This is a genomic window from Marivita hallyeonensis (genome assembly GCF_900129875.1).
GTDB classification, from domain to species: domain Bacteria; phylum Pseudomonadota; class Alphaproteobacteria; order Rhodobacterales; family Rhodobacteraceae; genus Marivita; species Marivita hallyeonensis.
In genome coordinates this window covers 553276-580038 of sequence record NZ_FQXC01000001.1, presented here as the reverse complement: position 1 = coordinate 580038, position 26763 = coordinate 553276, and the positions used below count along the sequence as shown (strand labels likewise).

Sequence of the window (26763 nt, the reverse complement as noted above, 5' to 3'; positions counted from 1 at the left end):
CGTTCCGGCCAGGATGAAACGAACATGAAATCCCGAGATATGAACACCGATTGGATCGCCACCGCCCGCACGCTTTCAGAAGCTTTGCCATTCATGCAGCGCTATGCCGGGGCGATCGTTGTGGTGAAATTTGGCGGCAATGCGATGGGCGATGATGCGGCCATGGCGGAGTTTGCACGCGACATCGTTTTGATGCGACAGGTTGGGATCAACCCCGTCGTGGTGCATGGCGGCGGGCCGATGATCAACGACATGCTGACCAAGCTCGGGATCAAGTCGGAATTCGTGCGAGGCAAGCGCGTGACCGACAAAGCGACCGTGCAGGTGGTCGAGATGGTTCTAACGGGCCTTGTGAATAAACGGATCGTTCAGGCGATCATGGACGAAGGTGGCCGTGCCGTTGGGTTGTCGGGCAAGGATGACGACCTGATGGTGTGCGAGGCGGATGACCCCGAACTCGGCTTTGTCGGACGACCGGTCGAGATGCATCCGCAGGTGCTTCGTGATCTGTTCGAGGCCGGGATCATCCCGGTCGTGGCGCCTGTGGCGACGGGCATGCTGCCCAATGAGACGTTCAACGTGAACGGAGACACCGCTGCTGGCGCCATTGCGGGCGCGCTCAAGGCGGACCGGTTGTTGCTGCTCACCGATGTGAGTGGGGTCAAGGACGGCAATGGAGAGGTTGTCACGGACATGACGCCGGAAGAGTTGCGCGCGATGATCGACGACGGCACCGTCGCCGGCGGCATGATCCCAAAAACCGAGACGGCGTTGAAAGCCATCGACGATGGGGTGCGGGCGGTGGTGATCCTGGACGGGCGGGTTCCAAATGCCTGCTTGCTGGAACTCTTTACCGAACATGGGGCGGGATCGCTTATCCGCCCGAAACGGTGACGCTTCATCAGCTCGATGCCAAAGCGCGCGCGGTTGGCCTTGCCGTGCGCGGCGCATTCCATCCAACGGACAGCGACAACACACCGCCCGGGACCAAGACCCTTGTCCTGCTCGGTCCGGATGAGCCGTCCTTCTGGCCGATCTTTGAGGCTTCGCCGGAAATGACCGATGGCGCGCAGCATCCGCTGGACCGCTGGTCGAAACGGGTCACGGGCGAGCTTTCTGCGCTGTTTCACGCGACTGCGATCTTTCCCTACGATGGGCCACCCTACGCGCCCTTTCTACACTGGGCTGAACGCTGTGGCACCAGCTGGTCATCCCCGATCGGACTACTGGTGCATGAGACGGCGGGACTGTTCATAAGTTTTCGCGCAGCGCTGGCCGTAGCCGAACGCCTGCCCATTGCCGGAACACCACAGAACCCGTGTCGGAGTTGCAGTGCACAGCCTTGTGCAAGCGCTTGCCCGGTGGGCGCTCTTGCACCCGGTAAGGACTACGATGTCCCGGCATGTAAAGCGCATCTTGAAAGCCCGGAGGGTGCCGCCTGTCGCGCAGGATGCTTGGTCAGACGTGCCTGCCCCGTGTCGCAACGGTTTGGCCGACCTGCCGAACAATCCGCTTTCCACATGCGCGCGTTTTTGGGAGAGTAACGCCATCAAGGAAAGGCGGTCCGTTTGAAACGACTGGTTCTGATGCGCCACGCCAAGTCGGATTGGTCCGCCCGCGGCGACGACCACGCGCGCCCGCTGAACAAGCGCGGACTCAAAAGCGCACCTGCCATGGGGCAGTGGCTGACCGATCAGGGTTGGGTTCCGGACGAAATCCTGTGCTCGTCCTCCACGCGCACGCGCCAAACGCTGGACCTACTTGGCTTGCCCGACACCCCGACGCGGTTTGAACGATCGCTCTACCTTGCCAGTGCCGAGCAAATGATCGACGTGCTTCGCGGTGCCGATGGCGACACCGTCCTCATGCTTGGCCACAACTACGGTATCGCGGACTGCGCACATCAGTTGGTTTCGGAACCACCCGACCATCCGAGGTTTTCGGATTACCCGACCTGCGCCACCAGCCTGATCGCCTTTGATGTGACATCATGGCAGGATGTGCGTCCTGGTCTTGGCGTCTGCGAAGGCTTTGCCATCCCCCGCGAGGTCATGGAGGGGCTGCCAGGCTAAGGCGCGTCCAGGCATGCGCAAAAGATAAGCCCGGCGGATCGACCGCCGGGCTTTTCTGATTTCGTGTGCCGGGCGTTTGCCCGCAAAGTGCCTAGTGACCGAGGATCTGGCTCAGGAACAGTTTTGTCCGCTCGTTCTGCGGATTGTTGAAGAACTCTTCGGGCTCGTTCTGTTCGACGATCTGTCCCGCATCCATAAAGATCACGCGGTTCGCCACCTGACGGGCGAAGCCCATCTCGTGCGTCACGCAGAGCATGGTCATGCCCTCCTCGGCAAGCTCCACCATTGTATCGAGCACTTCCTTGATCATTTCGGGGTCAAGCGCCGATGTCGGTTCGTCGAACAGCATGATCCGCGGACGCATGCAAAGCGAGCGTGCAATGGCAACGCGCTGCTGCTGACCACCGGAGAGCTGTCCGGGGTACTTGTTCGCCTGATCCGGGATCTTCACCTTGGTGAGGAAATGCATCGCAATATCCTCGGCCTCTTTCTTTGGTGTCTTGCGCACCCAGATCGGGGCCAACGTGCAGTTTTCAAGGATCGTCAGATGCGGGAACAGATTGAAGTGCTGGAACACCATCCCGACTTCCGACCGGATGCGGTCGATGTTTTTCAGATCCGATGACAACAGCGTGCCATCAACCGTAATCGACCCTTTCTGATGCTCTTCCAATGCGTTGATGCACCGGATGAGCGTGGATTTCCCCGATCCGGACGGGCCGGCGATAACAATCCGCTCGCCGCGATACACGGTCAAGTCGATATCCCGCAGAACGTGGAACGACCCGTACCATTTGTTCATGTTGTTGATCTGGATCGCGACCTCGTCCGAGACGGTCAATTCCTGTGCTTGTTCAGCCATGACTTTTTTCCTTCTTGCGCTACCGCTTCGCTCTTTGAGCGCGGTGCTCCTTATCGGTGATCGGTGGCGAGTTGTCGCTCGAGCCACTGCGAGTATTTCGAGATACTGAAACAGACGATGAAGAACACGAAGACTGCAAAGCCCCAGAGTTCCCAATAGACGCCATTCCATTCCGTCGATGCGAGGATCGGCCCGCGGATCATCCCGACAAGGTCGAACATCGAAATCACCGAAACGAGCACCGTATCTTTGAACAGACCCACGGCCACGTTCACGATCCCCGGAATGGAGATCTTCAGCGCTTGCGGCATGATGATCAACCGCGTCGACTGCGCGTAATCAAGACCGAGCGAATCCGCCGCCTCGTACTGGCCCCGTGGCAGGGCCGCCAGGCCGCCCCGGATCACCTCTGCGATGTAAGCAGAGGCGAAAAGCGTGATCATGATGATCACACGAAGGATCAGGTCGAAATTCGTGCCCGGAGGCAAGAAGTAGGCCAGCACCACATTCGCAACGAAGAGAAGCGTGATGAGCGGCACACCACGGATGAATTCGATGAAGATCACGCAAATCCATTTGATGATCGGCATGTGCGACTGACGCCCCAGCGCCAGCACGATGCCGATCGGCAAGGACAGCGCCACACAGACGGTGCCGAGGATCATGTTGAGCATGAAGCCCCCCATGTCGCGCGACGGCACGGCTTCCAGTGCCAGCAGGTTCGGAGCGGCACCAGTGGCGAAACCGCCAACCCACCAAACAACGACTGCGGCAATGACCCCCGCCAACAGCCCCATGGCAAAGCTCTGGTGGTCGAACTGCTTGAACGCGAAATAGCCGCCGACAAATCCGAGCATGGCGACAATCGGGATCAAGATTGTTCCGCCCCAGATCAGCCAGAAGGCCAGGAACGGGTAGATCGCTGTGAATATCAGCATGTTGCGCGGCGCTTTGGGATAGAGCACCGGCACAAGCGCCACGATCAGCAGGAAAAATGCGAGAGTCGGCCTCCAGTATGCGTCGTTCGGATACTGAAATCCGAACAACAATTGGTTCCAGCGTTCCGTCAAGACCGAGAAACAGGCCCCGGTCATCCCGTCCAGTGCCTCGCGGCATTCGGCAAGCGAACTCGTCGTCCAGATACCGTTGGCAAACCACGGATATGCGCTCGTGACGATCTGGTAGATGAAGTAGAGCGAGACGAGCGTCAGGATCGTATTGAACCAGCCGGAAAAGAGGTTCTCGCGCATCCATTTGATGATACCCGCCTCAGACGCCGGCGGCGCCTGTTCCGGTATCATCGTGTCGCGGACGAAGGCAACGGATTGAGCATGTGTGTCTGACATCTCAGCGCTCCTTCAGCTTAACGGCGTTGTTGTACACGTTCATCAACGCAGAGATGACCAAGGAAATGGTCAAATAGAACAGCATCAGAAGGACGATGCACTCGATCGCGCGACCTGTCTGGTTGAGCGTGATACCGCCAAGTGTCCCGGTCAGGTCCATGTAGCCCACAGCAATCGCCAGCGACGAGTTCTTGGTGAGGTTCAGATATTGCGAGATGAGCGGCGGAATGATCACGCGCAGCGCCTGCGGGAGAACCACGAGATTCATGATCCGGTTGGGACGCATGCCCAACGACGCCGCCGCCTCGGTCTGGCCCTTGCTCACGGCGAGGATGCCGGCACGGACGTTTTCAGCGATGAACGCCGCGGTGTAGATCGACAGGGCGAACCACAAGGCGATCAGCGAATTCCGCATGAACACGCCACCCTGGAAGTTAAACCCGCGAAGTTCCGGGTATTCGAGACCAATCGGGCGGCCCATGATGTAGAAGGCGAGGATCGCAGGTATAAAGAACAGGGCGATCGATGGCCAAAGTGTTGGGATCAACTGCCCACGCTGATACAGCGCTTTCGTTGCATAGTTTCGCAGCGCGAAAATGCCGGCAATTGATGCAAGGAAGACGGCAACCACGACGCCGGACCCCGGTCCGAAGATCGGTGCGGGGGAATAGAAGCCGCGACCTGTGAAGGCGAAGGCGTTGAGGAACATCGACGCCTCTGCATCGTCGCCACGGAAATCCCGTGGTTGCGGCAGCACGGCGATAAAGATCGCCATGATGATCAGGATCCAGACCAGAACCGGAACATTTCGGAAGATTTCGACGTAGATCGACATCAACTGACGCACGATCCAGTTATTGCTTAGGCGCAGGACACCAACGGCCACGCCGATGATGGTGGCCATGATACAGCCAAGAAACGCCACGAGCAGCGTATTCAACACGCCCACCATGGACGCCTGCCAATGCGAGGATTGGCTCGTATACGGTATCAAGGTCTGGTTGATGTCATAGCCGGCCGGTTCTCCGAGAAACTGATAGGAGATATTGAGCCCGGCCGCCGCAAGGTTCTGGACCAGGTTCCAGCCAAGATAGGCCATCCCCAAAACCAAAAGCAGCAGCGCGACAAATTGGAATGTGTAGGACCGATAACGCGTGTCGTTGATCAGCATTGAAAGCTGAAACGACCCCGATGGCGGGTCTGAATACGTGGACATATGCTTATCCCTGTGTTTCCGGATTCAATTCGGCGTTTTGCACGCTCTTGAGTCTGATCCGGATTATCGTTTGTTTATTTGAAAAAGGGCGCGGTTTGCACCGCGCCCTTTTCCTTATGTCAGGCCTTAGCGGAAGGGCGGCGAGTAGAGCAGCCCACCCTCGGTCCACTGCGCGTTGAGGCCGCGCGCCAGACCGATTGGCGTGTTTTCACCGATGTTCTTCTCGAACAGCTCACCGTAGTTGCCGCCCGCCATGATGGCGCGCTTCGCCCAGTCAGCGTCAAGGCCGAGCATTTCGCCCAGTGTGCCTTCTGTGCCGAGCAAACGGTTGATTTCCGGGTTGTCGCCAGGTGCCGACGCCAGTTCTTCGACGTTTGCCGATGTCACACCCAGTTCTTCCGCTGCGATCAGCGCATTGAGAACCCAACGGTTGATATCTGCCCAGTCATTGTCGCCGTGACGAACCAGCGGGCCAAGCGGCTCTTTGGAAATGATTTCCGGCAGAACCACGTGGTCGCCCGGGTTTTCGAACGCGGCGCGTGTCGCGGCAAGGCCGGATGCGTCGGTTGTGTACACGTCGCATGCACCTTCGAGGTACAGCGGCTGCGCCTCAGCGTTTGTTTCGATCGGAACCGGCTCGTAGCTGATGTTGTTGGCGCGGAAGAAGTCCGCGAGGTTCAGCTCTGTTGTGGTGCCGGTCTGGATGCAGACGGTTGCGCCGTCCAGTTCCTTCGCCGAGGACACGCCCAGCTCTTTCGGGACCATGAAGCCCTGACCGTCGTAGTAGTTGATTCCGACGAATTCGAACTTCAGGTCGACGTCACGCGAGAACGTCCATGTGGTGTTCCGCGCGAGCAAATCGATTTCACCGGATGCCAACGCTGTGAAGCGTGTCTTACCGGTTGTCGGCACAAACTCGACAGCTGTCGGGTCGCCGAGAACGGCAGCGGCCACAGCGCGGCAGACGCCGACATCAAAGCCTTCCCATTCACCGTTTGCGTTCGGTGCTGCAAATCCGACGAGACCCGTGGTCACGCCACAATTCAGCGTGCCGCGCGCCTTCACGTCGTCCAGCGTGGCGGCAGACGCTGCACCGGCCGTCAGGCCAGCAGCGGTCATCGCGCCAAGAATTGCAAGTTTCTTCATGTTTACCTCTTCCTGTTAGCCCGCGCCTTCAGGCACGGTTTACGACAAGCATAATGATGCTCATACGACGAAAGTAGGGAATACCCTACCCCTCGTGTCGGAGATTTTGTGGGGATTCAGACGCGGAGGTCAAGCCGATTGGCCTAATTTTTGGACAGATGCCTCTGGTTTCCGCAGCGTCAGCACCGGTTTTACGACTCGATCAAGCGCATGAAATCGGCCGCATGCAGAAACGCATCTTTCTTGACCAAGGCCATTTCAGCGGCCTCTTCATCCTCGCCCCATTGATCTTCCTGCCAAATCTCGTCCAGCCGGGAGATTGTCCAAAGCTCTTCGGGGTTTCGATGCTGCATTTTGGCGGCAAATCCAATTACCAGCGATCCGCTGATGGACACCAAATCGTGAAACGCCGCCAGTTCGAATGCGGACAGCGCGTGCACGCGTTCGCGCAAGCGCGACAGAATCGCTTGGTCCTGCGCCGCGTGAATGACACCTGTGCGTGTTTCAAGTCGGGCGTCCAGCGCATCGGCCGCCCAGTCGAGCAGCGGATCCCACTGCGCGTTTTGACGCTCAACCAGTTCTTCTGGCGCGTCGGCGCGGTAACACAACAAATCACTGTCGCCGTAATCTGCCAACATGTCCGCAACCTCAGCATGTTGCAGCATGACCTTGTCGACGGCAGCATTGGCCGTGCGCGTGAACGGCATCGTCGTTGGGTCGATCCGGTCTTCCTGTGCGTCGAACTCAATGGCGATCTTTGAGGCCAATGCAGCACTTGGCACGTAGAGAGCCGCCTTCGCGGGTGTTCTGACAGGGCGACCGTCCAAGAGAATGCCAAACCCGCCCTCAACCTGCGTGGTCTCCGTCGTTTTCCAGAACCGTTTCGGGGCCCATTCGCTCATGCCAACCTCTCCATCCACAGATTCAGAGCAGTCATCAGGTCTTCGGCTGACTCCACGATCGCATTTTCCGCCAGATGCGATATCGGGTGATACCCCCAACTGACCGCAATCGTCGCCATTCCGGCCGCTTTGCCCATCGCCATGTCAAAACTCGTGTCGCCAATCATGATGGCATTCTCCGCATCGACGCCGGTTTCCGACAGTGCGGAAAGCAGCATCGAGGGATGTGGTTTCGACGGATGGTCGTCGGCGACCTGAGTTGACTGGAAATAACCGTGCAATCCATGGTGTGCGATCATTCGGTTCAATCCACGGCGCGATTTGCCGGTCGCGGTTGCCAGCAAGGTGAAATCGTCTTTGCGAAGCTGCTCCAAAACGTCACGCATGCCCGGGTAAAACGGCGACTCCGCGTCCCGTCCAACCGTGGCGTGCCGCGCATAGGATAACTCTTTGTATCTTATGGCCAAAGCTTCGTGAACGTTCGCATCGGCGTCCGGCACGAGCCTCGCCATCAATTCTGGAAGAGACAGGCCGATCCCTTGGAGGATGGCCTGATCCTCCGGTACGGGCAGCGCAAGGTCATCGAAGGTCTGACGCATCGACACGAGGATGTGCGACTGGCTGTTCACCAACGTCCCATCCACATCGAACACCACCAACCGAAGCGGTCCGCTCATTCAAGTTCCTCGAACGGGTCGGCAGGCACGTCGCGCGCGTCCCATTGAACGAAACCCCAGGTGCGCTGCATATGCTCGGGCAAAGGCGCAACGATATTCAGTTTTGCACCCGTCACAGGGTGCTTGAGAGAAATCGACCTGGCGTGCAGGTGCAATTTTTTGCTGACCGCGCCGCCCAGCATGGCTCCCCAACCATCGCCAAGGTTTTCCTGGCTCGACCCGCCATACTTCCCGTCACCGATGATCGGATGGCCCAGCTCGGCCATATGCGCGCGCAGCTGATGCGTGCGGCCTGTGACCGGAACAAGTGCAACCCACGCGGCTCGCTTGCCTAGAGCGCTGAGGACAGCGTAATCCGTGGTCGCGTGTTTCGCGCCCTCGGTGGTTGCTACGTCGCGCGGATGCACGCAGCGCATCTTTTCATTCTCGCCACCCGCACCGTGGCCCGGAGCCTTCACCAAACCGAATTTGACTGTGCCCATCTGTGGCGATGGCACGCCAGCAACCGCGGCCCAGTATATCTTGCGCGTCTCGCGCGCCCGGAACGCCTCGGTCAACGCACCGGCCACTTGGCGTGTGCGGGCCAGCAAAAGGACTCCGGACGTATCCTTATCAAGCCGGTGCACGAGGCGGGGCTTCTCGTCATAGCCAAAGGTCAAAGCCTCGGCCAAGCCATCCACGTGCCGTGTCTGTTTGCTGCCCCCTTGCGTCGGCAAGCCAGCGGGTTTGTTCAGCGCGATGATGTGATCGTCACGGTACAGAACCAAGGACTTCATCATGGCCGCGTCTTTGTCCGAAACCGACGGCTTCGGACGCGCCTGAACTTCTCCTGGTTCAGGCAGCGGGGGGATGCGGACATCCTGACCTGTCATCAAGCGCGTACTTGCCTTGACCCGGCCGCCATCGACACGCAATTCGCCTTTGCGGCACATCTTTTCGATGCGCCCCTGCCCCAGATGCGGGAAGAGCCGTTTCAGCCAGCGATCCAGTCGCTGATCCGCGTCGCCCGGACCAACCGTGATGTTCTGCACCCGGCTCATGCGAAGACGCTCCGTGCCGCCATCAGGCCAAGGGCCAATCCGCCCACTGACAACCCGACCGAGAGTACGACATAGAGCGCTGCCGACCCCATCTGACCGCGTTCGATCAATGTCATCGTCTCCAGCGAAAAGGCCGAGAACGTCGTGAACCCGCCAAGCACGCCGGTCATCACGAACGGCGACATGTGCGACAGACCACGTTGCGCTGCGGCGACCACGAAAGCCCCCATCAGAAAGGACCCAAGTACGTTCACGGTCAGGATCGCCAGAGGAAAGTCACCCGCACCAAACAGACGCAGGATCCCGACCCCGGCTAGAAACCGGAGGCACGCGCCAATGGCTCCGCCAAGCGCGACAAGGGATAGGGTGGTCAACATGCAGGCTCTCTCGCGCGCGGCCCTATGGATGTCAAGCGATGCACCATTGCGCTTTGGCACGTGACCTTTCATCTTGTCAGGGTCAGGAGCGAGGTCCATTCCGTGCATCGTCGTCACTTTCTAGGAACACTGGCTGCATCAGGCGTTCTTCCGCGTACCGCGTTGTCGCAACAGGCGCCGGACGTGCTCACAGCGGCGACGCATCGCCAGCAGATTCTTCCGGCCGGTTATCCGGAGACCACGCTTTGGAGTTTCGACGCGGCCTTCCCCGGCCGGCCGCTGCGCGCGAGGCAGGGGGATCGTCTGGCGCTTGACGTTGTAAACGACTTGCCGCAGCCGACCGCCGTTCATTGGCACGGTCTCCGCCTCGACAACGCGATGGATGGCGTTCCCTATCTCACGCAAGCGCCAATCCAACCGGGAGAAACCTTCACATACGAATTCGATCTGCCGGACGCCGGAACCTATTGGTACCACAGCCATGCACAGAGCATGGAACAGGTCGAGCGCGGGCTTTACGGGCCGCTGATCATCGACGAGATCAACCCGCCCGATGTGGACCAGGATCTGACGCTTGTTCTGGACGATATCCGTCTCAATCAGGATGGGACGATCGGCGAGTTCGGCAATTTCCACGATCTCAGCCACGCGGGCCGGATTGGCAATCTGTGGTTGGCGAATGGGCAGATCGATCCGGCGTACCCAATCAAACGGGGCGAACGCATTCGTCTGCGGCTCATCAGTGCTGCGAATTCGCGCATCTTCACGCTTGGGCTGGCCGGCCTTGAAGGGTGGATCGTCGCGTTGGACGGGATGCCTTTGGCTGACCCTCAAGAACTTCCAGACCAAATCACGCTTGCTCCGGCGCAGCGCATGGATCTGATCGTGGATGTGACAACAGACGATGACGAGGCGTTTCTGATCACCTTCGAACGCGACGGTGGCTACGCGATTGCGCATTTCCCGGTCTCGGGCGCCCCGTCACCAAAGCGGGCCAAACCGGACGCGCTTCCGGCCAACCCGGACTTCCCGATTGATCTGCAAAACGCGCGCGCTGCGACCTTGTTGATCGAAGGCGGCGCGATGGGCGGCATGCGCGCGGCAAGTGTCGACGGAGAGCAACTTGGTGCCAGAGACCTGGCTCAGCGCGGGCTCTTTTGGGCGCTCAACGGGACGGCGGGTCGCCCCGAAGACCCTCTGCTCGACCTGAAACTGGGCGAGAGCGTACGCATCGGCATGGCCAATGACACCGCATTCCCGCATGCGATGCACCTACATGGGGTACATTTCGCCGAAGTCCTGCCGGATGGATCGCTTGGGCCGCTGCGCGACACCATTCTGCTCAACCCGCAGGAAACGCGTGAGATCGCTTTCCAGGCGCACAACCCGGGGGACTGGCTGTTCCACTGTCACATGCTGGCCCACCATCAGGCCGGTATGGGAACGTGGATCCGCGTCTCCGCGTAGCGTTTAGCTGGAGCGCTTGGATCGCAGCTTGGAAAAGTAGTCCAGCCGTTTCTTCAGATCGCGCTCAAACCCGCGCTCGACCGGAGCGTAGTATTCGGGGCGATCCATCGTTTCGGGGAAATAGTCCTGCCCTGAAAAACCGTCTTCGGCGTCGTGATCATAGGCGTAGCCTGACCCATACCCCTGATCCTTCATCAACTGCGTCGGCGCGTTGAGGATGTGTTTCGGGGGAATGAGTGAGCCGGTCTTTTTGGCGTCCGCACGCGCGGCTTTGTAGGCCACGTATGTGGCATTCGATTTGGGCGCGAGCGCCAAATACACCAAGGCCTGCGCAATCGCCAATTCACCTTCCGGACTGCCCAATCGTTCAAACGTCTCCCAGCTTTGCAAGCAAATCGTCTGTGCCTGCGGGTCCGCCAAGCCGATGTCTTCGACCGACATGCGTGTGATGCGACGCGCGAGGTATCGCGGGTCTTCGCCGGCATCCAGCATGCGCGCAAACCAATAGAGCGCCGCGTCCGGATCGGACCCACGCACCGATTTATGCAAGGCCGAGATCAGGTTGTAATGCGCGTCGCCCGATTTGTCGTACTGCGCCGCGCGTTTCATCAGCCGTTGTCCCAGAGCCTGACTGGTCAGAGGCTCAGATACGGTCCATGCCATGACCTGCTCGATCAGGTTCAGAAGCGCCCGACCGTCCCCGTCGGCCATTTCAAGCAGGTTCTCGCGTGCAGGACCGTCAAGCGGCAGTGTCTTGCCAAGCTCCACTTCGGCGCGCTGCGCAAGGCGTTCGAGATCGGCGAGGTCCAGACGCTCCAGCACCAAGACCTGGGCGCGGCTCAGCAAAGCCGCGTTCAATTCAAATGACGGGTTTTCGGTGGTCGCACCAACGAGGAGGATCGTCCCATCCTCCATATGCGGAAGAAAGCTGTCCTGCTGCGCCTTGTTGAAGCGATGGATTTCGTCAACAAACAGAAGCGTCCCCTTCCCCGCCTTGCGGCGTTGCTTGGCGGCTTCAAACACCTTGCGCAGTTCCGGCACGCCGGAAAAGATTGCACTGATCTGGACAAAATGCAGGTCGGTCTCATCCGCAAGAAGTCGGGCGATGGTGGTCTTCCCTACGCCCGGCGGCCCCCAGAACACCACCGATCCGAGGCTTCCAGCTTCCAGCATGACGGTCAGGGGCGCATCCTGTCCGATCACCTGCCGCTGGCCGATCACTTCGGACAGTGACTTCGGGCGCAGGCGATCTGCCAAAGGACGCGGTGCCTCTTTCGACAGGTCCTCGGAATCAAACAGGTCCGCCACCGTTCAGGCCCGGAACCGCAAGATCACGCGTTGGCCGCCCCGTTCCACTTCGATGCCCACATTGGGTGCGGCACGGCGCAAGGCCGGGCCAACCTCGTCAGTGCTCTGGATGACCTGCCGGTCGATTTGGCGAAGAACGTCGCCGCGCCGCAGACCGACACGCGGAGCCACAGGCCCGGGATTGATGACCACAACACCCTCCGCATTCATTGGCAGACCCAGTTCGGCCATGACAGCGGGATTCACCTGTGCGACTTCCATTCCTGCCAGGACCTCGCGGTCGGACAGGGTGCGAGTATCGCGTGGCGGGTCCTCCGGCGGCGCAATCAGGGCCACCTTGGCGCGGGCGAGATCTCCGTCGCGAAGAAAGGCCATGTCGACCTCCTGCCCCAACCCCTGAACGGACATCCGAAACAGCATCTCAGCGGGTGTGTTGACCGGCTGTCCGGCCACTTCGACGACAACATCGCCCACCGCCATGCCCGCCTGCGCCAGCGGGCTGGCGCGGTGCAACGCCGTCAGAACAACGCCTTCCGGGCGCAAAAGCCCCAAGCCATCCGAAAGATCCGCATCGACCGATTGACCTGTCACTCCAGCCCAGGGTCGTTCGAACCGTGTCTTCCCGTCACGCGCCTGTGCCAGGAACTGTTCCACCAGTGCTGCCGGGATGGCAAAACCGATCCCATTCGATCCACCAGAGCGCGTCAGGATCGACGTATTGATCCCGATCAGCCGACCGGCAATGTCGATCAGCGCGCCGCCAGAGTTCCCGGGATTGATCGGCGCGTCGGTCTGGATGAAGTATCCCCGCGCATTGCCCGCCGCTGTCCCGGACCGGGCCAGGCCGGAAACGATGCCCGAGGACACGGTCTGGCCCACGCCAAACGGGTTGCCGATAGCAAGAACAAGTTCGCCGACCTCAACCGTGTCGCTGTTGCGCAGGGGAAGATACGGCATGTCCAGCGCGTCGATCTTGAGAATGGCGAGGTCGGACTCCTCATCACCAATCAAGACGCGCGCTTCGAACTCGCGCCGGTCGTTCAGGACAACGCGAATTTCGTCGGCCTGCCCAACCACGTGGTAATTGGACACGACAAACCCGTCCGACGAGACGATCACCCCGGAGCCAAGCGAGTTCTGCACCCGAGGCCGCGTCGTGCCGAAATCGCGGAAGAAATTCCCGAAGAATGGATCGCCTGCAAACGGGCTGCGCCGCGACTGCACGATACGCCGGGCGTAGATGTTCACGACAGCCGGTGCCGCCTCTTTGACCAGAGGCGCGAAGGACAGGTTGATCTCTGACTGAGAGGTCGGCACGCGGGGTATATCTTCCGCCCGAACTGTCGCCGGCAAAGCGATAGAGGCCAGAATGAAAGCGATAGTGAGATATTTCGCACCCATGGCTCGGATATGTCGAGCGACGGGACCATTTGCAAGTCTTGAGCGGAGGAGAAGTGGCAGCCCGTAGGGGAATCGAACCCCTCTTTCCAGGTTGAAAACCTGGCGTCCTAACCGATAGACGAACGGGCCACGCTTGGTGAGCGGTGTTTAGGCAAAGCGGCGGAGCCATGCAAGTGGAAATTCAACAATCCGGATGGATTTTTGGTACCAGCGGATGGTGGATGGCAAGCTTACGAAAAATTTTTCATTTCAGATACTTACTCCTATGTCACTGTAGCAGGCGCCGCGTCTTCAAGGCGAAGTTGAACCGCGCGGCGACCGCCCCATTCGTTGATCTCTAACCGCCCCGCCAGATGGAATCGCGCTCCACCATTCTGCTCAAGCGCGGGTCCAAGTGGGCCGTCGAAGGCACCGAAGCAGATGGCATCGAGCCGGGGACCCAGTCCGTCGCCAAAGCTTAGCTTCAGGTGGCTGCTGCCAACGCGTTTGGCAAAGGCGATCTGAGCATCCGGAAAGGCGAACCGCGGTGCGGCGGCGCCTGCGCCGAAGGGGCCCGCAGTTTCCAGCTGGTCCACAAGCTCGGATGTGGCAGCGCCGGGCATGAGGGGGCCGTCAAGGCGCAGGTCGGACGCACCAAGTGTGTCAGCCCCTTGTTTTGCCAGAAGTTCCGCCAGCCGCGCCATCGCGGGTTCCAGTTGCGCACGGCTCAGAGACAAGCCCGCCGCCATTTTGTGACCCCCGCCCTTTTGCAACAGACCTTCGTGCGTCAGACGCTGGATCGATGCGCCAAGGTCAATGCCGCTGACCGACCGGCCCGAACCTTTTCCATCGTCCCCGTCGAAGCCGATCACAATCGAGGGACGGTTGGTGAGTTCCTTGAGGCGGGACGCAACGATGCCAACGACGCCGGGATGCCAGCCCTCACCTGCAGCCCAGACAAGCGGCGCGTCAAGGCCGCGTGCCTCGGCCTGCTCCAGTGCTTGCGCGCGCACCGCCTCTTCAATGTCGCGACGTTCTGTGTTGAGCGCGTCCAGTCGTTCGGCCATGGCCCTGGCCTCGTGCGGATCGGTGCAGGACAACAGCCGCGCGCCGAGGTCAGCTTTGCCGATCCGCCCACCCGCGTTGACCCGAGGGCCAAGAACAAACCCAAGGTGATAGGATTTCGGAGCCGTTTCCAATCGTCCCACATCGCAAAGCGCCACCAATCCGGGCCGGGCGCGCTGTGCCATGATCTTAAGCCCCTGCCGCACCAACGCCCGGTTCACCCCCTTGAGTGGCGCCACGTCGGCCACCGTGGCAAGAGACACGAGATCGAGCATTTGCATCAGATCGGGGCCCTGCGTCGCGGCCTCTCGCAATTGCCGCCCCGCTTCCACGAGGCAAAGGAAAACGACCGCCGCAGCGCAAAGATGCGCCATTGCGCCGTCTTCGTCCTGACGGTTTGGATTCACCACGGCAAAAGCGTCTGGAAGGGTTTCACCACCAAGGTGGTGGTCAAGAACGACGACATCTGCCCCTTCTGCTGCCGCAATCGGCCCGTGTGAGAGTGTTCCGCAATCGACGCATATGATCAGATCGTGGTCTCGGGCCAAAGCCGCCATCGCGGGTTCGTTTGGGCCGTAGCCTTCGTCGATGCGATCCGGGACGTACAGCGTCGCGGTTCGATCCATCTGCCGTAGCCAGTCGATCAACAGCGCGGCCGAGGCCCCGCCATCCACATCGTAATCGGCAAAGATCGCAATGCGCTGGCGTTGGCTCACCGCCGCCACAAGACGGCTTGCCGCCCGCTCCATATCGCGCAAGGACCGCGGGTCAGGCAAGAGCGCGCGCAGCGTGGGTTCGAGATAGGTCTCGACTTCAGCAGCCGGTACGCCCAGCCGGGCAAGTGTTTGACACAAGGCCTGAGGCAACCCGCTTTGCTGAACAAGAGCTTCGGCATGCCGCGTTACATCGGGGGATGGCCCCACCCAGCGCCGTCCGGTCAAGGACCGTTCTACGCCCAGATAGCCGGTCACGGTGCTGCCATCACTGCATCGGGTTGCGATAGGTCATCCGACGCACCGATCCAGTCTTGGAGCGCATGAGGAGCGTTTCGGTCGTGTAGTACCCGATTTCACGCTTGATACCGGCCACAAGCGACCCGGTTGTTACGCCGGTCGCCGCGAAGATGACGTCTTCGGTCACCATATCGTCGCGGGTGTAGATCTTGTCGAGATCGGTGATCCCGGCCTTATCGGCACGGGCGCGTTCATCGTCGTTGCGGAACAGAAGGCGACCCTGGATTTGCCCGCCCATGCATTTCAAGGCCGCCGCCGCCAGCACGCCTTCCGGGGCGCCGCCGGTGCCCATATACATGTCGATGCCGGTCAGGTGTGGTTCCGCGCAATGCATGACACCTGCCACGTCGCCATCGGTGATCAGTCGGATCGCGGCACCGGTGGAGCGGATTTCCGAGATCATGTCTTCGTGGCGCGGACGTTCGAGAACGCAGACCGTGATGTCACGCTCGCGGCATCCCTTGACCTTGGCCAGTGCTGCGACCCGCTCGCGCGGCGACATGTCGAGCGTCACAAGATCGGAGGCGAATCCCGGACCGATGGCCAGCTTGTCCATGTAGACGTCCGGCGCATGCAACATGGACCCACGTGGTCCCATCGCGATCACAGTCAGAGCATTGGGCATGTCCTTGGCGGTCAACGTGGTGCCTTCGAGCGGGTCAAGAGCGATATCGACGCCAGGCCCGTTTCCGGTCCCCACTTCTTCGCCGATATATAGCATCGGCGCTTCGTCGCGTTCGCCTTCGCCGATGACAACCACACCCGCGATATCGAGCATGTTGAGCTGTTGGCGCATTGCATTGACCGCAGCCTGATCCGCGGCTTTTTCATCACCACGACCAATAAGATCTACCGTTGCGATGGCCGCCTGTTCGGCCACACGCGCCAGACCGAGGGACAACATACGGTCATTGAAGTCAGTGCGCGTGGTCATAAGGGTCTCCGATCAGAATGGGTCAGTCCCTAGCGTGTTAAGCGCGGGGCTTCGGAGTGACAAGGTTGATTGCGCTATCTGCGTCAGACCTGTTCGATGCGCAGCGCCACCGGTTCGCCTTCGACCACGCCAGTCCCCTTCATCGCACACAGCGCTTCATCCAGCGCGGCGCGCGTGGTTTTGTGCGTTACGATCAGGACAGGCGCCGTGTCCTGTTCGTGGCTGCGCTGACGCATGCGATTGATCGACACGCCGGCTTCGCCCAGAACCGCCGCGACCTTCGCCAGCGCGCCGGGTTTGTCGAGCAGACTCATCCGCAAGTAATAGGGTGCCGGTGTCGATGTCTTGGCTGGTTCCGCCTTGACCAGCTTGTCCGAAAGTTGGCCAAAGGTCGACACGCGCGTGCCGCGCGCGATATCGAGCACGTCACCCAACACAGCGCTCGCGGTCGGGCCTTCACCTGCTCCGGCTCCGCGCAGAACGATCTGGCCAACCTGATCGCCCTCGATGACGACCATATTGGTGCCCCCTTCCAGCTGACCCAGTGGAGACAATGCCGGCACAAGGCAGGGTGACATCCGTTGCTCCAAGCCACGGCCGCTCATCTGGCAAACACCGAGCAGCTTGACCTTGTAGCCCATGTCCGCTGCCTGACGGATGTCTTCGATGCTTACGCGGCCTATGCCTTCAAGCTCCACATCATCAAAGGCCACCTGCGTGCCAAAGGCGATCGAGGCCAAAAGCGAGAGCTTGTGGCCAGCATCAATGCCGCCGACGTCAAGGTTCGGGTCGGCTTCGAGGTAGCCCAAGCCATCGGCTTCGGCGAAGGCCTGTTCATAGGTCAGACCTGCCGACTCCATCCGCGTCAGGATGTAATTGCAGGTTCCGTTCATCACGCCCATGACGCGTTCGATATCGTTTCCGGCAAGCCCTTCGGTCAGCGCTTTCACAACCGGGATCCCACCGGCAACAGCCGCTTCGAAGCGCAACACAGCGCCGGAGGCTTCCGCAGCTTGCGCGAGCGCTTGCCCGTGATGCGCAAGCAGCGCCTTATTGGCCGAGACCACGTCCTTACCCGCTTTCAACGCCGCCTCGGTGGCAGCCTTTGCCGGGCCGTCGCTTCCCCCCATGAGTTCAACGAACACGTCGACATCGTCGCGCTGCGCCAATGCGACCGGATCGTCTTCCCAGTCGTAGCAGTCGAGAGAAACGCCGCGATCCTTGGCCCGGTTGCGGGCGCAAACGGCGGAGATTGCGATCGGACGTCCGCCACGCGCTTCAAGAAGGCCCGCCTTCTGGCGCACGATCTTAACAACGCCTGCCCCGACGGTCCCCAGACCCGCAATTCCAAGGCGCAATGGTTCAGTCATGGGGTGTTTCCTTTTGCAAACCGGCGTGATTTGGCTCGCAATAGCGCCTTGGACGGGTTGCTGCAACGGGGCGCGTCAGGGTTGGCGGACACCATCGGCCATGCGCCCGCGTGTGTTGCCATCGATCACCGGCCCACGCAACGCATCCGCGCGCCCACGCAAGGCGTCGGCGCGTGCACGCAGCGCTTCGTCATCGGTGTCGGCCAATCGCGGCTCTTCCGCGTTCAAGAGCTGTTCAAACGGAAGAAGCGCAGGGTAGTCGCGCGTCGCATCGCCTTTGGCCAAAGCGGCGTCCACGTCCGGAAACTCCGCACAGGCGGAGAGAGAAACGACCACGATGATTACGCCACGCCACATCCGCACCACACCTCCTGCCCTACCGTCATGCCGCACAGAAAAGACCTGCGCAACCGCAGGCTTGATTTGAACGCTTGTTCAGTTACGCTGACTGGCATGGCGCGCACTGCTGGATCTCATTCCGATATCACCGGCCCCCGCATCCGCGAGGCAGCACTGCGCTTGTTTGCGCAACATGGCTACGCGGCCGTATCCATGCGCCAGATCGCAAAAGAAGTGGGCGTTCAGGCCGGTGCGCTTTACAATTACACACCGGACAAGCAGTCACTTCTCTTTGATTTGCTCAAGGGGCACATGGACGATTTGCTTACCGCCCGCGCAGCACTGAAAAAGCCCGACACTCCGGAAGACCGGTTGGAAACATTCACGCGTTTTCACATCGGCTTCCACCTTGACCGGCCCGAGGCGGTTTTCATTTCCTACATGGAATTGCGCAATCTCACCGCCGAGAATTTCAAAATCATCGAAGACCTGCGCGGCGCCTACGAGAGCGAGCTGGAAGACATCCTGCGCGATGGACGGGAACAGGGCGTTTTTCACGTCGCGGATACAAAGATCACCACGCTTGCGATCATCGCAATGTTGACGGGCGTGAACACCTGGTATCGCAGCGGCGGGCGGCTGTCCCAGGAAGAGGTCGAAACGATCTATTGGGACATGGTGCGCAAAGCGGTCACATGACGAACAAGGTCATACCGATTTGCCCGGCGCGCCGCCGGTGAACTCATCGAATGCCTCCAAAGCCTTCGCGCTGAACGCCACCGAAGGACCGCCGCCCATATACGCGATCATCGCCAGCGCTTCGCAGAATTCCTCGCGCGTGGTCTTCAGCCGAACCAGCGATTTGACGTGAAACGCAATGCAGCTGTCGCAGCGTGTAGAAATCGCAATTCCCAAAGCGATCAGTTCCTTGGTCTTCTCAGACAAAGCGCCATTGGTCTTTGCGGATTTGCCCATCATGTTGAACCCCGCCATCGTATCGGGGGTTTCCTTCTGCAACCTGCCAATGCGCGCGACCGTATCGCTCATGAAGTCCGACCAACTCATATGTCTCTCCCTTAACGGCTCTCGTCCGAGCCCATTTTTCGTTCCAGCCACCGCACGAAGAAACTGATGATGAGCACCAGCACGAGGTATTCGAGGATCAAAAGCGTATAGATTTCAAGCGGTCGGTATTCCGTCACCACCAACTCGTTGGCGCGCCGCGTGAGTTCCTGCATCCCGATGACGGACGCAAAGGCGGACATTTTGACGATGTAGATGAATTGGTTCGCCAAGGGTGGCAGAATGCGCCGGATCGCCTGCGGAAGAACGACGTAGCGCATGGTCTGCGTGTAGCTGAGCCCGACGGTCCGGGCGGCCTCGGTCTGACCTTTGGGAATGGATTGAATACCCGCGCGGTAAATCTCGGCGGTGAAGGCAGAATCTGATATCGCGAGGGTGATGATGGCACCCCAGAAAGCATCGATGCTGATGGGAACGCCCATTGATCGCATCACCACCGGCAAACCGTAGAATACCCAGAATAGCATAGGCAAAAGCGGAATGGCGCGAATGAATTCGATGTAGATGCGGCTGGGCAAGCGGATCCAGCGGTTTGATGACATGCCCGGCAACGCAACAAGAAGTCCGATCATCATGGACATGGCCGCAGCGATCAAAGACAGCTGGATCGTTGCCCAAAAGCCACCGACAAGGAAACGGACGTTCGACATGCCCTGTTCGGTGCTCGGGTCGATCACGTACCAGCCCCAGGTGCCGCCGCCGCTGCACCCGGTCACAAACAGCACAGCGAAAAGCAGCGCCCAAACCTTGAAAGGTCGTATCATCGCCGCGTGCCTCAATGCTGGAGGATCTTGTCAAGAAACGCGCGGAAGCGCGCCGACTTTGGTGCATCGAAGACCACTGAAGGCGTGCCGGTTTCAACGATTTCACCCGCGTCCATGAACACCATCCGGTCGGCCACCTTGCGGGCAAAACCCATCTCATGTGTGACAACCAACATGGTCATCCCCTCTTCCGCCAGTTCGACCATCACATCGAGCACCTCTGAAATCATCTCGGGGTCCAGAGCCGAAGTGGGTTCGTCGAAGAGCATGATCTTGGGCTTCATGCACAAAGACCGCGCAATTGCCACGCGTTGCTGCTGCCCTCCTGACAATTCGCGAGGTCGCTTCTTTGCCTGTTCCGGAATCCGGACACGTTCCAGGTATTCCATCGCAAGCGCTTCGGCGTCCGCCCGCGAGAGGCCGCGCGCTTTCATCGGGCCAAGCGTCAGGTTGTCGAGGACGCTCAGATGGGGAAACAGGTTGAATTGCTGGAATACCATTCCAACTTCGGAACGGACCCGGTCCACGCCGCCGGGATCAGCAAGATTGATGCCGTCAACGATAAGTGTGCCGGAATCATACTGTTCCAATCCATTTACACATCTGATTAGAGTAGACTTGCCTGATCCAGAAGGTCCGCAAATGACGATACGCTCGCCAAGATCCACCTCAAGATCGACGGTCTTCAGAACCTGGAAGTCGCCGAAAGACTTGTTCAGCGCAGATATGTCTATGACGCGCTCAGACCTCATCTTCGTCTCCGATCCATCTTCAGTGCTCTCAAGATAGCGCGCGCAACACAGATTGCGTTTCCGGGATGGCCGTCAGAGCGTTCCGCCCCATGTAACCTCACCAAGACATCCACGAAAAGGGAAGAACCATGCGTTTTCTGAAATCTATCGGTTTGGCGGCGGCATTTGCCGTGTCGTTGCTCGCCGCACCCGCCTCGGCCCAATCCGCCTTGCAGGACATTCTGAGCGAAGGCGTGCTCAAGGTCGGCACGACCGGTGACTGGAACCCTATGTCGGTCCGCGACCCCGCCACAAACACCTATGTCGGCTATGACATCGACGTGATGACACAGCTTGCAGAAGACCTTGGTGTAGAACTTGAATTCGTCGCCACCGACTGGAAGACGCTGGTCAACGGTGTGGTTGCGGGCAACTATCACATGACGGGATCGGCCTCGATCAGCCCGGCACGTCTCAAGGCGGCTGGCTATTCCGACAGCTACATTTCGGTCGAGATCTTCCCGTTCACAACAGATGACAAGATCGACCGTTTCTCGGGCTGGGACTCGATCAACCAAGCCGATGTCAAAGTGGCCACAACGCTTGGCACCAGCTTTGAAAAGATGGTGCGAGACTGGTTCCCGGATGCCGAAATCACCGTCGTCGAAGCTCCCGCTCGGGGATTTCAGGAAGTGCTGTCGGGACGGTCCGACGTGTTCGTGACGTCGAACATCGAAGGCTCCACCCTGCTCACCAAGTTCCCCAACTTGCGCCAGATCGAAACCGACGGCCCGCGCGCACCGACACCCATTGCAATGCTTCTGCCGCAGGATGATCAGGTTTGGATCAACTACGTCAACAGCTGGATCGAACTGAAGAAAGCCCAAGGGTTCTTCGAAGAAACCGCTGCAAAATGGGGCCTGTGAGGCGTTCAACAGCTACCGATTGAGGAACCGGCCCGCGGGCCGGTTTTTTCTTTTCTACGCGTAAGCTTTCAAACGCTCCGCCAAATGAGTGGTCTTCAGCGCCATGCGCCTTTAGGCTTATTTGCATTGATACGTATTTCATTTGTGCTTTGGAAAGAGCTTAGCGATGCAGCCTCACGTTCATGTTCATCGACCCGCAGTCTTCGGCAATGTGTGCCAAGCCTGTGGGCTTTCCTTGACCGAAGAAGATACTGCGTCCGCAGAATTCTGTTCCCGCCAAACCTGTGTCACACAACGACGAGTGAAAGAAGCCGGGGAAGCTGCAAGACGCGTCGAGCAACGTTTTGAGACATACATAAAAATCTCCGAAACGCGCACGCGCGGGGTGATCGAACAGGCAAAGCGTGAGGCCGGTCACTCAGAAGACACCCCGGTCGCGTCCGCCATCGCGCCCTACATTGGCCTACCCTGTGATTACCTGCCACCGGAGCGAAAAGCGGAATTCCAGAACCACGTCCGATCCGTGATATCCGACAGTTTCGCAGAGACACATGCTGACGAGGGCCCTCCCGCGCCGCCAGAGAAGGATCCAGACTACGCCGAACGATTGGCGGATGAAGAGCCGGAACTCCGCGTTCTCGATGCGGCCTGTATCGCGTGCCAAGGCGACTGTTGTCTGCACGGTCGCAATACTCAAGCGTTTCTAGAGAAAGAAACAATCGACTACGTGCGCTGGCAGAATCCCGAGATGAATGCAGAAGACATCTTCGACTTGTATATGTCTCACTTGCCAGAACGCAGTATCGTCAACAGTTGCGTTTATCACGGTAATGCGGGCTGCACACTAATGCGCTCGGTTCGGGCCAACATCTGCAATAGTTATCAATGCAGGTTCAGAAGTAACTTGATCAAAGAGTATGCAGAAAACCCCGGAAACGGTACGGTGGTCGCCGGCATCGCACAAGATCACGTTTCCGCACCAGAAGCCGGCGCCCCGTATTTGCGCGTAGTCTCCATGTCAGAAGCGGGCGAAGTCAGAGTGCACACACATCTTGAATTGCCGGAGTTGCCTACACCCAACAACATGTGAGCACTGAATACGGTTGCGGTGGTGCGGGCGGTGCGCACCAAACATTATTGAAATTTATGTGAAATATGCCGACACTCTGTTAGAGCCCCCCAATCAGCCCCCCAAAGAATTCCAATTCATGATAGATAAATTGGCGGACCCAAGATACTGGTGGCGGGATAACCCTAGATGTGAATGCAAAGCTAAGGCCGCGGTAGGCAGCCAAATCTTGTCTTCAGGAAGACTGTTCCTTCGTCCAGTCCGAGGACTTTTATAGAGTTGATGAAAGAGTTCCTTCTTGCGAACTCATCTGCGTGACGAGATGAGGTTCACCGAGACCATCAAACTCGGCTGTCCCTCGTTCTCTTTTATGGCCGCACAGACCAGATCGAGAACGGTCGTTTCTCCGAGTTGAAGCAGCCCTACTGGAAGAAACGCCACATTATCTTCAATCATGTTGAACACTTCGCCACTGGGGGACGGTCTTGAACCCGAATAGTACACCGTTCGCATGAGCGTGACTGTACTTTCCTCACAGTCAAACAAGGCTTCGGTGAGATATGACCGGTGCGGGTACCTAAGGTCATAGACCTGACCGCTTTCATCATCGAAAAAATCAATGCCTGCAATGGTGTGAGGATACACACTGAGTGTATCGACGGCGAAGACATCACCGTCGAGGGCATTGTATGTGTCCCAGTCGACGTAAACGTCTGTCGGGAAGGCAATTTCACCCCCAACCGTTCCAAGATATGTCCAAGCTGACGCACTCGAAGGCAGAAGTAATGCCAAGACACTGTAGACCAGCACAAATATGCCCCTGAGGGAAATGGCGATGCGGGTTGCGAATATGCGCTGGAGGGAAGAGGCACATGCCTTCTTGAAGATGTCGTGTCCTCGGTTCCACATCATTGGTTGAATTCTGCTTTGCTTGTTTTCAGCTGGTTGATCACGTCCATCAATCCCCGCCCGGCCTCAATGCTTCCGGCGTGGATGTAATGCTTCTGTGAGGTGAGATTGCTGGAATGTGACAAGACCGGCGGGATAAGCTTCGCAGCATCAGGCGAGTGCCGCGATAGCGTGGTGGCGGCCGCGTCGCGGAACAGATGTGGCGTGACGCGCACTCCTAGAAGGTCCTGTGTGATACGACCAATTCTGTTTCCGAAGTAGTTCAAGTGATACGGGGCACCGCGATCATTAACCCACAGCCAATCATGCGTTTCTTTGCGAGCTGCCATGAGTCTTGGCCGCGTGTCGTCAGCATATCTGCGCATCAGCGGTTCGATCTCCTGGGGCACTTGCGCCTCCCAAGGCACACCTGTTTTCGTAAGGTCTTCCGACAGGACGATCTCGATACCATCGGCACCAAAGAGGATAGACGTGCCAATGGTTAGACTGACAACGGCCCGCCGTCTTATGGGCATGAGCGCGAGAAAGGCCACCATCGTTCCATCGCGTTGTCGTTTAAGCGCGTCGATTTCGGTGGGTGCGTCTTCAGCCCCATCTATTGCGTGTCGCAGGCCCGCTTGAAGAAGGACATGGCTGCCCAGAACCCTGCCAGCTTTCCGTGTGCGATCCCCCTGTCCCGCCTGACGCCGCAAGTGTTTGACCAGTTGTTTGTGGTCCCGCCAGTTGGCATTTGGATGCGCAGCCCGAAGCAGGCGTACTGTATCATGCACAAAAGACCATTGCGTCATAGGACGGGTGTGGGACAGAGCCTTTAGCCAACTCCGCCAGCGGTCAATACTCGCGCGCCTCACAGGCATCTCGTCCAAAGAGGCTGGATCGGAAACCGCGAGCCACTTCAGCCAACGGCCGTAATGGTTTTGAAGGGGCGTGCGCGAGGTTTCTCTCAGATGCGCGAGTTGTCCCCCGCTATCCAACGGTCCGGATAGTGCCATAAGGTCCGTCCACATTTGACGGTCTGCTTCCGGCCATTGCGCAAATGGCAAGATAAGGCTCATGCCAGACGCCCTTTTGTGGATGTGACCAGCGCGGAAAACTCCGCCATAGCGGACCGTGTCTCGAGGCCCGAGTAGAGGTTGATGGTCTGGCTGACATCGCGGTGGCCCAACAAGCGCCGTGCCGCCTCATATGCTCCTGGATTGGCATCCAGCCAGAGCATGACAGCCAAGTGCCGGAACAAATGCGCATTCATCTCAATGCCCACATCGCGAAGGATGCGGCGGCGAAGCCGACCGGACAATTGACCTGGTTCGACTGGACCAGACCCATCTCGGCGAGGGAACAGCCACGGTGAGTTCCCTGGGCACATCGCCGGAGCGCGTGTCGCCAAGTGTCGGTCGATCATGCGTACTACACTGGCTGGCAGTTCGAACTCGATCGGTTGATAGGTCTTGGTGTCGTCTTCGTCAAAGACAAGATAGGCCCGGCCATCGCCCGGACGTGCAATGTGCTGCTCGAGATGTAAACCAGAGAGGTTTTTTGCCCGGATCGGGCAATAGAGCAGGATCGCAATGCTGATGGCCTCTTCACGCATAAGACCACGGCTGTGCGCTTGGGTGACCCGCTGCGATTGCGCGAACAACCGATCCGGCAACAACAGAAGACTGCGCAGGGTGTGCGCTTCTTTGAAGACCCTGAGCCGATCACGGTTCTTGCGCGTCATGCCCTTCTGCGTTGGCGCTTTGAGGCGGTGGGCCATATCCGCCAGTTTCTCGGAAGCGTCGTCCTCTGCGCCTAGAACACGTCCAATCCGCCTGAGCAGGCCCGCCGTATCTGCAATATAGCGGGTGGTCCGGTCCCCCTGCCCTTTCAGCATGTGCCGCAGCCCGCGTTCAGCCAGCTGTGGCTCACAGAGGCGCGCCACGCTGTCGATGGACGCCGCATCCACGCCGCAGTGTACGAGTTCAGAGGCAAAGCGCAGGATCTGTCGGCGATACTGTTCGAGGGTGTCTGGCCTCAGCGGTTTTTGACAGCCATGCGGATCAAGGGGATTTGGGTTTGCCAGCCGGTAAGAAACGCGTGCAAATCCACATGAAATGCACTCGGCAACGCTCCATGCGGGAGTGTGATTTTCTTTTGGCGTCTCGGGAGGGTTAGCAAAACCTGCGGCCATTCCGGGATCCGTCGCGCAGCGAGGTTCCAGTTGTTCACGGCTGCACGGTAGGCGGTTTCCGGGGATTTGCTGATTTCATTGAGCAAAGGGCATCGTGATACGCCTCGGCATGCGCCTCGCACACCTCTGACGGACACACCCCTTGCCTACTGAGGAAATGCACAAACCGACAAGGCGCTGGCAGCGTCTTATCCTCGGATGCCAGCACCCTACCCCAGAGGTCCTGCCATTCGGGCGAGAGGTCATCGATACGCCGCCATCGCGAGCGAACGATGTCCTGGGAGACCAGGGCGGCCCGCGCGTTGCTCACGATGTTCTGCTAGGACTTTGGCGTCAAACCAAGGGCCGCAGGAGCAATCTTCTGCAATCGCGGTTGTAGCCATTTCGGGTCGGCCGGGACGTCCGCAGAGGACCGCCCAAGTGCCTTTGACACTCGGCGCAGACCGGAGACCATGTCACGCGCTCTGGCTTGAGACAGTGCGGGGTCGGACAGAACACGATCAATGATATCTGAGAACGTCGGGCAGTCTTTGGGAGCAAAGACCAACTGTAACTTCTTGTGATCCAGCGGTTGCATGGGAACGGGTCTCCTTGGAC

The 26763-nt window shown here is 59.2% G+C and carries 28 protein-coding genes and 1 tRNA gene; 7 read left to right on the top strand and 22 right to left on the bottom strand.

The annotated features are described in order from the left end of the window. Nucleotides 1-24: 24 nt before the first annotated feature. From argB to BUA42_RS02865, 3 genes are read left to right on the top strand one after another with little or no spacing between them, the layout of a single operon-like run. The gene (gene argB, locus BUA42_RS02875) at nucleotides 25-894 is read left to right on the top strand and encodes an acetylglutamate kinase (protein ID WP_072776170.1); all 870 of its coding nucleotides are present in this window, start codon (nucleotides 25-27) and stop codon (nucleotides 892-894) included. Further along, nucleotides 891-1544: a ferredoxin gene (locus BUA42_RS02870; RefSeq protein WP_072776169.1), complete on the top strand. Its 654-nt coding sequence runs from the start codon at nucleotides 891-893 to the stop codon at nucleotides 1542-1544. Before argB ends, BUA42_RS02870 begins: the two co-directional genes overlap by 4 nt. A gap of 24 nt (nucleotides 1545-1568) precedes the next feature. Further along, nucleotides 1569-2072 (top strand): SixA phosphatase family protein, encoded by a 504-nt coding sequence (locus tag BUA42_RS02865; RefSeq protein ID WP_072776168.1) that lies wholly within the window; start codon nucleotides 1569-1571, stop codon nucleotides 2070-2072. A gap of 91 nt (nucleotides 2073-2163) precedes the next feature. Here the strand turns inward: BUA42_RS02865 and BUA42_RS02860 are convergent, their stop codons facing one another. The 8 genes from BUA42_RS02860 to crcB all read right to left on the bottom strand — a co-directional run bounded on the left by BUA42_RS02860 (nucleotide 2164) and on the right by crcB (nucleotide 9638). Continuing rightward, nucleotides 2164-2934, bottom strand: coding sequence for an amino acid ABC transporter ATP-binding protein (locus BUA42_RS02860; protein ID WP_072776167.1), 771 nt, complete (start codon nucleotides 2932-2934; stop codon nucleotides 2164-2166). A 50-nt stretch (nucleotides 2935-2984) separates the two neighbouring features. Beyond that, nucleotides 2985-4280 carry an amino acid ABC transporter permease gene (locus BUA42_RS02855; protein WP_072776166.1) on the bottom strand — a complete coding sequence of 432 codons (1296 nt, stop codon included), beginning with the start codon at nucleotides 4278-4280 and terminating at the stop codon, nucleotides 2985-2987. Between the two features lies 1 nt (nucleotide 4281). Continuing rightward, a complete protein-coding gene (locus BUA42_RS02850) occupies nucleotides 4282-5496 on the bottom strand; it encodes an amino acid ABC transporter permease (protein ID WP_072776165.1) in 1215 nt (404 codons plus the stop codon). A 126-nt stretch (nucleotides 5497-5622) separates the two neighbouring features. Then, nucleotides 5623-6642: an amino acid ABC transporter substrate-binding protein gene (locus tag BUA42_RS02845; protein WP_072776164.1), complete on the bottom strand. Its 1020-nt coding sequence runs from the start codon at nucleotides 6640-6642 to the stop codon at nucleotides 5623-5625. Nucleotides 6643-6833: 191 nt separating this feature from the next. Beyond that, nucleotides 6834-7544: an ATP12 family chaperone protein gene (locus BUA42_RS02840; RefSeq protein WP_072776163.1), complete on the bottom strand. Its 711-nt coding sequence runs from the start codon at nucleotides 7542-7544 to the stop codon at nucleotides 6834-6836. After that, a complete protein-coding gene (locus BUA42_RS02835; RefSeq protein ID WP_072776162.1) occupies nucleotides 7541-8221 on the bottom strand; it encodes an HAD-IA family hydrolase in 681 nt (226 codons plus the stop codon). The genes BUA42_RS02840 and BUA42_RS02835 overlap by 4 nt, the downstream gene beginning before the upstream one ends. Continuing rightward, a complete protein-coding gene (locus BUA42_RS02830) occupies nucleotides 8218-9261 on the bottom strand; it encodes an RluA family pseudouridine synthase (RefSeq protein ID WP_072776161.1) in 1044 nt (347 codons plus the stop codon). Before BUA42_RS02830 ends, BUA42_RS02835 begins: the two co-directional genes overlap by 4 nt. Further along, the gene (gene crcB, locus BUA42_RS02825; RefSeq protein ID WP_072776160.1) at nucleotides 9258-9638 is read right to left on the bottom strand and encodes a fluoride efflux transporter CrcB; all 381 of its coding nucleotides are present in this window, start codon (nucleotides 9636-9638) and stop codon (nucleotides 9258-9260) included. The genes BUA42_RS02830 and crcB overlap by 4 nt, the downstream gene beginning before the upstream one ends. 60 nt (nucleotides 9639-9698) lie before the next feature. Here crcB and BUA42_RS02820 point away from each other — a divergent pair, with 60 nt between their 5' ends. Then, nucleotides 9699-11105 (top strand): multicopper oxidase family protein, encoded by a 1407-nt coding sequence (locus tag BUA42_RS02820; RefSeq protein ID WP_245818944.1) that lies wholly within the window; start codon nucleotides 9699-9701, stop codon nucleotides 11103-11105. 3 nt (nucleotides 11106-11108) lie between these two features. Here BUA42_RS02820 and BUA42_RS02815 read toward each other — a convergent pair whose 3' ends face one another. From BUA42_RS02815 to BUA42_RS02785, 7 genes are all read right to left on the bottom strand, one after another. Continuing rightward, nucleotides 11109-12413: a replication-associated recombination protein A gene (locus BUA42_RS02815; protein ID WP_072776159.1), complete on the bottom strand. Its 1305-nt coding sequence runs from the start codon at nucleotides 12411-12413 to the stop codon at nucleotides 11109-11111. Between the two features lie 3 nt (nucleotides 12414-12416). Further along, on the bottom strand, nucleotides 12417-13814 hold the full coding sequence (locus BUA42_RS02810) for a trypsin-like peptidase domain-containing protein (protein WP_072776158.1): 1398 nt from the start codon (nucleotides 13812-13814) through the stop codon (nucleotides 12417-12419). A 54-nt stretch (nucleotides 13815-13868) separates the two neighbouring features. Continuing rightward, nucleotides 13869-13943, bottom strand: a tRNA-Glu gene (locus tag BUA42_RS02805). A 134-nt stretch (nucleotides 13944-14077) separates the two neighbouring features. Then, nucleotides 14078-15829: a single-stranded-DNA-specific exonuclease RecJ gene (gene recJ, locus BUA42_RS02800; protein WP_072776157.1), complete on the bottom strand. Its 1752-nt coding sequence runs from the start codon at nucleotides 15827-15829 to the stop codon at nucleotides 14078-14080. Nucleotides 15830-15839: 10 nt separating this feature from the next. Beyond that, nucleotides 15840-16805: a class II fructose-bisphosphatase gene (glpX, locus tag BUA42_RS02795; RefSeq protein WP_072776156.1), complete on the bottom strand. Its 966-nt coding sequence runs from the start codon at nucleotides 16803-16805 to the stop codon at nucleotides 15840-15842. Between the two features lie 83 nt (nucleotides 16806-16888). Beyond that, nucleotides 16889-18175, bottom strand: a complete 1287-nt coding sequence (locus tag BUA42_RS02790; protein ID WP_072776155.1) for a homoserine dehydrogenase — start codon at nucleotides 18173-18175, stop codon at nucleotides 16889-16891. 75 nt (nucleotides 18176-18250) lie between these two features. Beyond that, nucleotides 18251-18532 carry a hypothetical protein gene (locus tag BUA42_RS02785; RefSeq protein WP_072776154.1) on the bottom strand — a complete coding sequence of 94 codons (282 nt, stop codon included), beginning with the start codon at nucleotides 18530-18532 and terminating at the stop codon, nucleotides 18251-18253. A gap of 96 nt (nucleotides 18533-18628) precedes the next feature. Between BUA42_RS02785 and BUA42_RS02780 the strand changes: the two genes are divergently transcribed. Further along, nucleotides 18629-19213 (top strand): TetR/AcrR family transcriptional regulator, encoded by a 585-nt coding sequence (locus tag BUA42_RS02780; RefSeq protein WP_072776709.1) that lies wholly within the window; start codon nucleotides 18629-18631, stop codon nucleotides 19211-19213. Between the two features lie 9 nt (nucleotides 19214-19222). On the opposite strand, the gene BUA42_RS02775 is transcribed toward BUA42_RS02780, so the two are convergent. From BUA42_RS02775 to BUA42_RS02765, 3 genes are read right to left on the bottom strand one after another with little or no spacing between them, the layout of a single operon-like run. Further along, nucleotides 19223-19579 (bottom strand): carboxymuconolactone decarboxylase family protein, encoded by a 357-nt coding sequence (locus BUA42_RS02775; RefSeq protein ID WP_072776153.1) that lies wholly within the window; start codon nucleotides 19577-19579, stop codon nucleotides 19223-19225. 11 nt (nucleotides 19580-19590) lie between these two features. After that, nucleotides 19591-20361 carry an amino acid ABC transporter permease gene (locus BUA42_RS02770; RefSeq protein WP_072776152.1) on the bottom strand — a complete coding sequence of 257 codons (771 nt, stop codon included), beginning with the start codon at nucleotides 20359-20361 and terminating at the stop codon, nucleotides 19591-19593. A gap of 11 nt (nucleotides 20362-20372) precedes the next feature. Then, a complete protein-coding gene (locus tag BUA42_RS02765; protein WP_072776151.1) occupies nucleotides 20373-21113 on the bottom strand; it encodes an amino acid ABC transporter ATP-binding protein in 741 nt (246 codons plus the stop codon). Nucleotides 21114-21241: 128 nt separating this feature from the next. On the opposite strand from BUA42_RS02765, the gene BUA42_RS02760 reads away from it, so the two are divergent. Then, nucleotides 21242-22018 carry a transporter substrate-binding domain-containing protein gene (locus tag BUA42_RS02760; RefSeq protein WP_072776150.1) on the top strand — a complete coding sequence of 259 codons (777 nt, stop codon included), beginning with the start codon at nucleotides 21242-21244 and terminating at the stop codon, nucleotides 22016-22018. Between the two features lie 301 nt (nucleotides 22019-22319). After that, on the top strand, nucleotides 22320-23108 hold the full coding sequence (locus BUA42_RS02755) for a hypothetical protein (protein WP_072776149.1): 789 nt from the start codon (nucleotides 22320-22322) through the stop codon (nucleotides 23106-23108). Nucleotides 23109-23393: 285 nt separating this feature from the next. Here the strand turns inward: BUA42_RS02755 and BUA42_RS02750 are convergent, their stop codons facing one another. The 4 genes from BUA42_RS02750 to BUA42_RS20915 form a co-directional block, all read right to left on the bottom strand. Beyond that, nucleotides 23394-23999 (bottom strand): hypothetical protein, encoded by a 606-nt coding sequence (locus BUA42_RS02750; protein ID WP_072776148.1) that lies wholly within the window; start codon nucleotides 23997-23999, stop codon nucleotides 23394-23396. Next, nucleotides 23996-25039: a tyrosine-type recombinase/integrase gene (locus BUA42_RS02745; RefSeq protein WP_218588601.1), complete on the bottom strand. Its 1044-nt coding sequence runs from the start codon at nucleotides 25037-25039 to the stop codon at nucleotides 23996-23998. Before BUA42_RS02745 ends, BUA42_RS02750 begins: the two co-directional genes overlap by 4 nt. Before the next feature lie 8 nt (nucleotides 25040-25047). Next, nucleotides 25048-25941 carry a hypothetical protein gene (locus BUA42_RS02740; protein WP_178346839.1) on the bottom strand — a complete coding sequence of 298 codons (894 nt, stop codon included), beginning with the start codon at nucleotides 25939-25941 and terminating at the stop codon, nucleotides 25048-25050. 544 nt (nucleotides 25942-26485) lie between these two features. Then, nucleotides 26486-26743, bottom strand: a complete 258-nt coding sequence (locus BUA42_RS20915) for a hypothetical protein (protein ID WP_143152599.1) — start codon at nucleotides 26741-26743, stop codon at nucleotides 26486-26488. Nucleotides 26744-26763: the final 20 nt, after the last annotated feature.

Coding starts and splice junctions, on each gene's coding strand:
- argB (WP_072776170.1), top strand. CDS start 25: ATGAAATCCCGAGATATGAACACCGATTGGATCGCCACCGCCCGCACG.
- BUA42_RS02860 (WP_072776167.1), bottom strand. CDS start 2,934: ATGGCTGAACAAGCACAGGAATTGACCGTCTCGGACGAGGTCGCGATC.
- BUA42_RS02855 (WP_072776166.1), bottom strand. CDS start 4,280: ATGTCAGACACACATGCTCAATCCGTTGCCTTCGTCCGCGACACGATG.
- BUA42_RS02850 (WP_072776165.1), bottom strand. CDS start 5,496: ATGTCCACGTATTCAGACCCGCCATCGGGGTCGTTTCAGCTTTCAATG.
- BUA42_RS02845 (WP_072776164.1), bottom strand. CDS start 6,642: ATGAAGAAACTTGCAATTCTTGGCGCGATGACCGCTGCTGGCCTGACG.
- BUA42_RS02840 (WP_072776163.1), bottom strand. CDS start 7,544: ATGAGCGAATGGGCCCCGAAACGGTTCTGGAAAACGACGGAGACCACG.
- BUA42_RS02835 (WP_072776162.1), bottom strand. CDS start 8,221: ATGAGCGGACCGCTTCGGTTGGTGGTGTTCGATGTGGATGGGACGTTG.
- BUA42_RS02830 (WP_072776161.1), bottom strand. CDS start 9,261: ATGAGCCGGGTGCAGAACATCACGGTTGGTCCGGGCGACGCGGATCAG.
- crcB (WP_072776160.1), bottom strand. CDS start 9,638: ATGTTGACCACCCTATCCCTTGTCGCGCTTGGCGGAGCCATTGGCGCG.
- BUA42_RS02810 (WP_072776158.1), bottom strand. CDS start 13,814: ATGGGTGCGAAATATCTCACTATCGCTTTCATTCTGGCCTCTATCGCT.
- glpX (WP_072776156.1), bottom strand. CDS start 16,805: ATGACCACGCGCACTGACTTCAATGACCGTATGTTGTCCCTCGGTCTG.
- BUA42_RS02790 (WP_072776155.1), bottom strand. CDS start 18,175: ATGACTGAACCATTGCGCCTTGGAATTGCGGGTCTGGGGACCGTCGGG.
- BUA42_RS02785 (WP_072776154.1), bottom strand. CDS start 18,532: ATGTGGCGTGGCGTAATCATCGTGGTCGTTTCTCTCTCCGCCTGTGCG.
- BUA42_RS02780 (WP_072776709.1), top strand. CDS start 18,629: ATGGCGCGCACTGCTGGATCTCATTCCGATATCACCGGCCCCCGCATC.
- BUA42_RS02775 (WP_072776153.1), bottom strand. CDS start 19,579: ATGAGTTGGTCGGACTTCATGAGCGATACGGTCGCGCGCATTGGCAGG.
- BUA42_RS02770 (WP_072776152.1), bottom strand. CDS start 20,361: ATGATACGACCTTTCAAGGTTTGGGCGCTGCTTTTCGCTGTGCTGTTT.
- BUA42_RS02765 (WP_072776151.1), bottom strand. CDS start 21,113: ATGAGGTCTGAGCGCGTCATAGACATATCTGCGCTGAACAAGTCTTTC.
- BUA42_RS02760 (WP_072776150.1), top strand. CDS start 21,242: ATGCGTTTTCTGAAATCTATCGGTTTGGCGGCGGCATTTGCCGTGTCG.
- BUA42_RS02750 (WP_072776148.1), bottom strand. CDS start 23,999: ATGATGTGGAACCGAGGACACGACATCTTCAAGAAGGCATGTGCCTCT.
- BUA42_RS20915 (WP_143152599.1), bottom strand. CDS start 26,743: ATGCAACCGCTGGATCACAAGAAGTTACAGTTGGTCTTTGCTCCCAAA.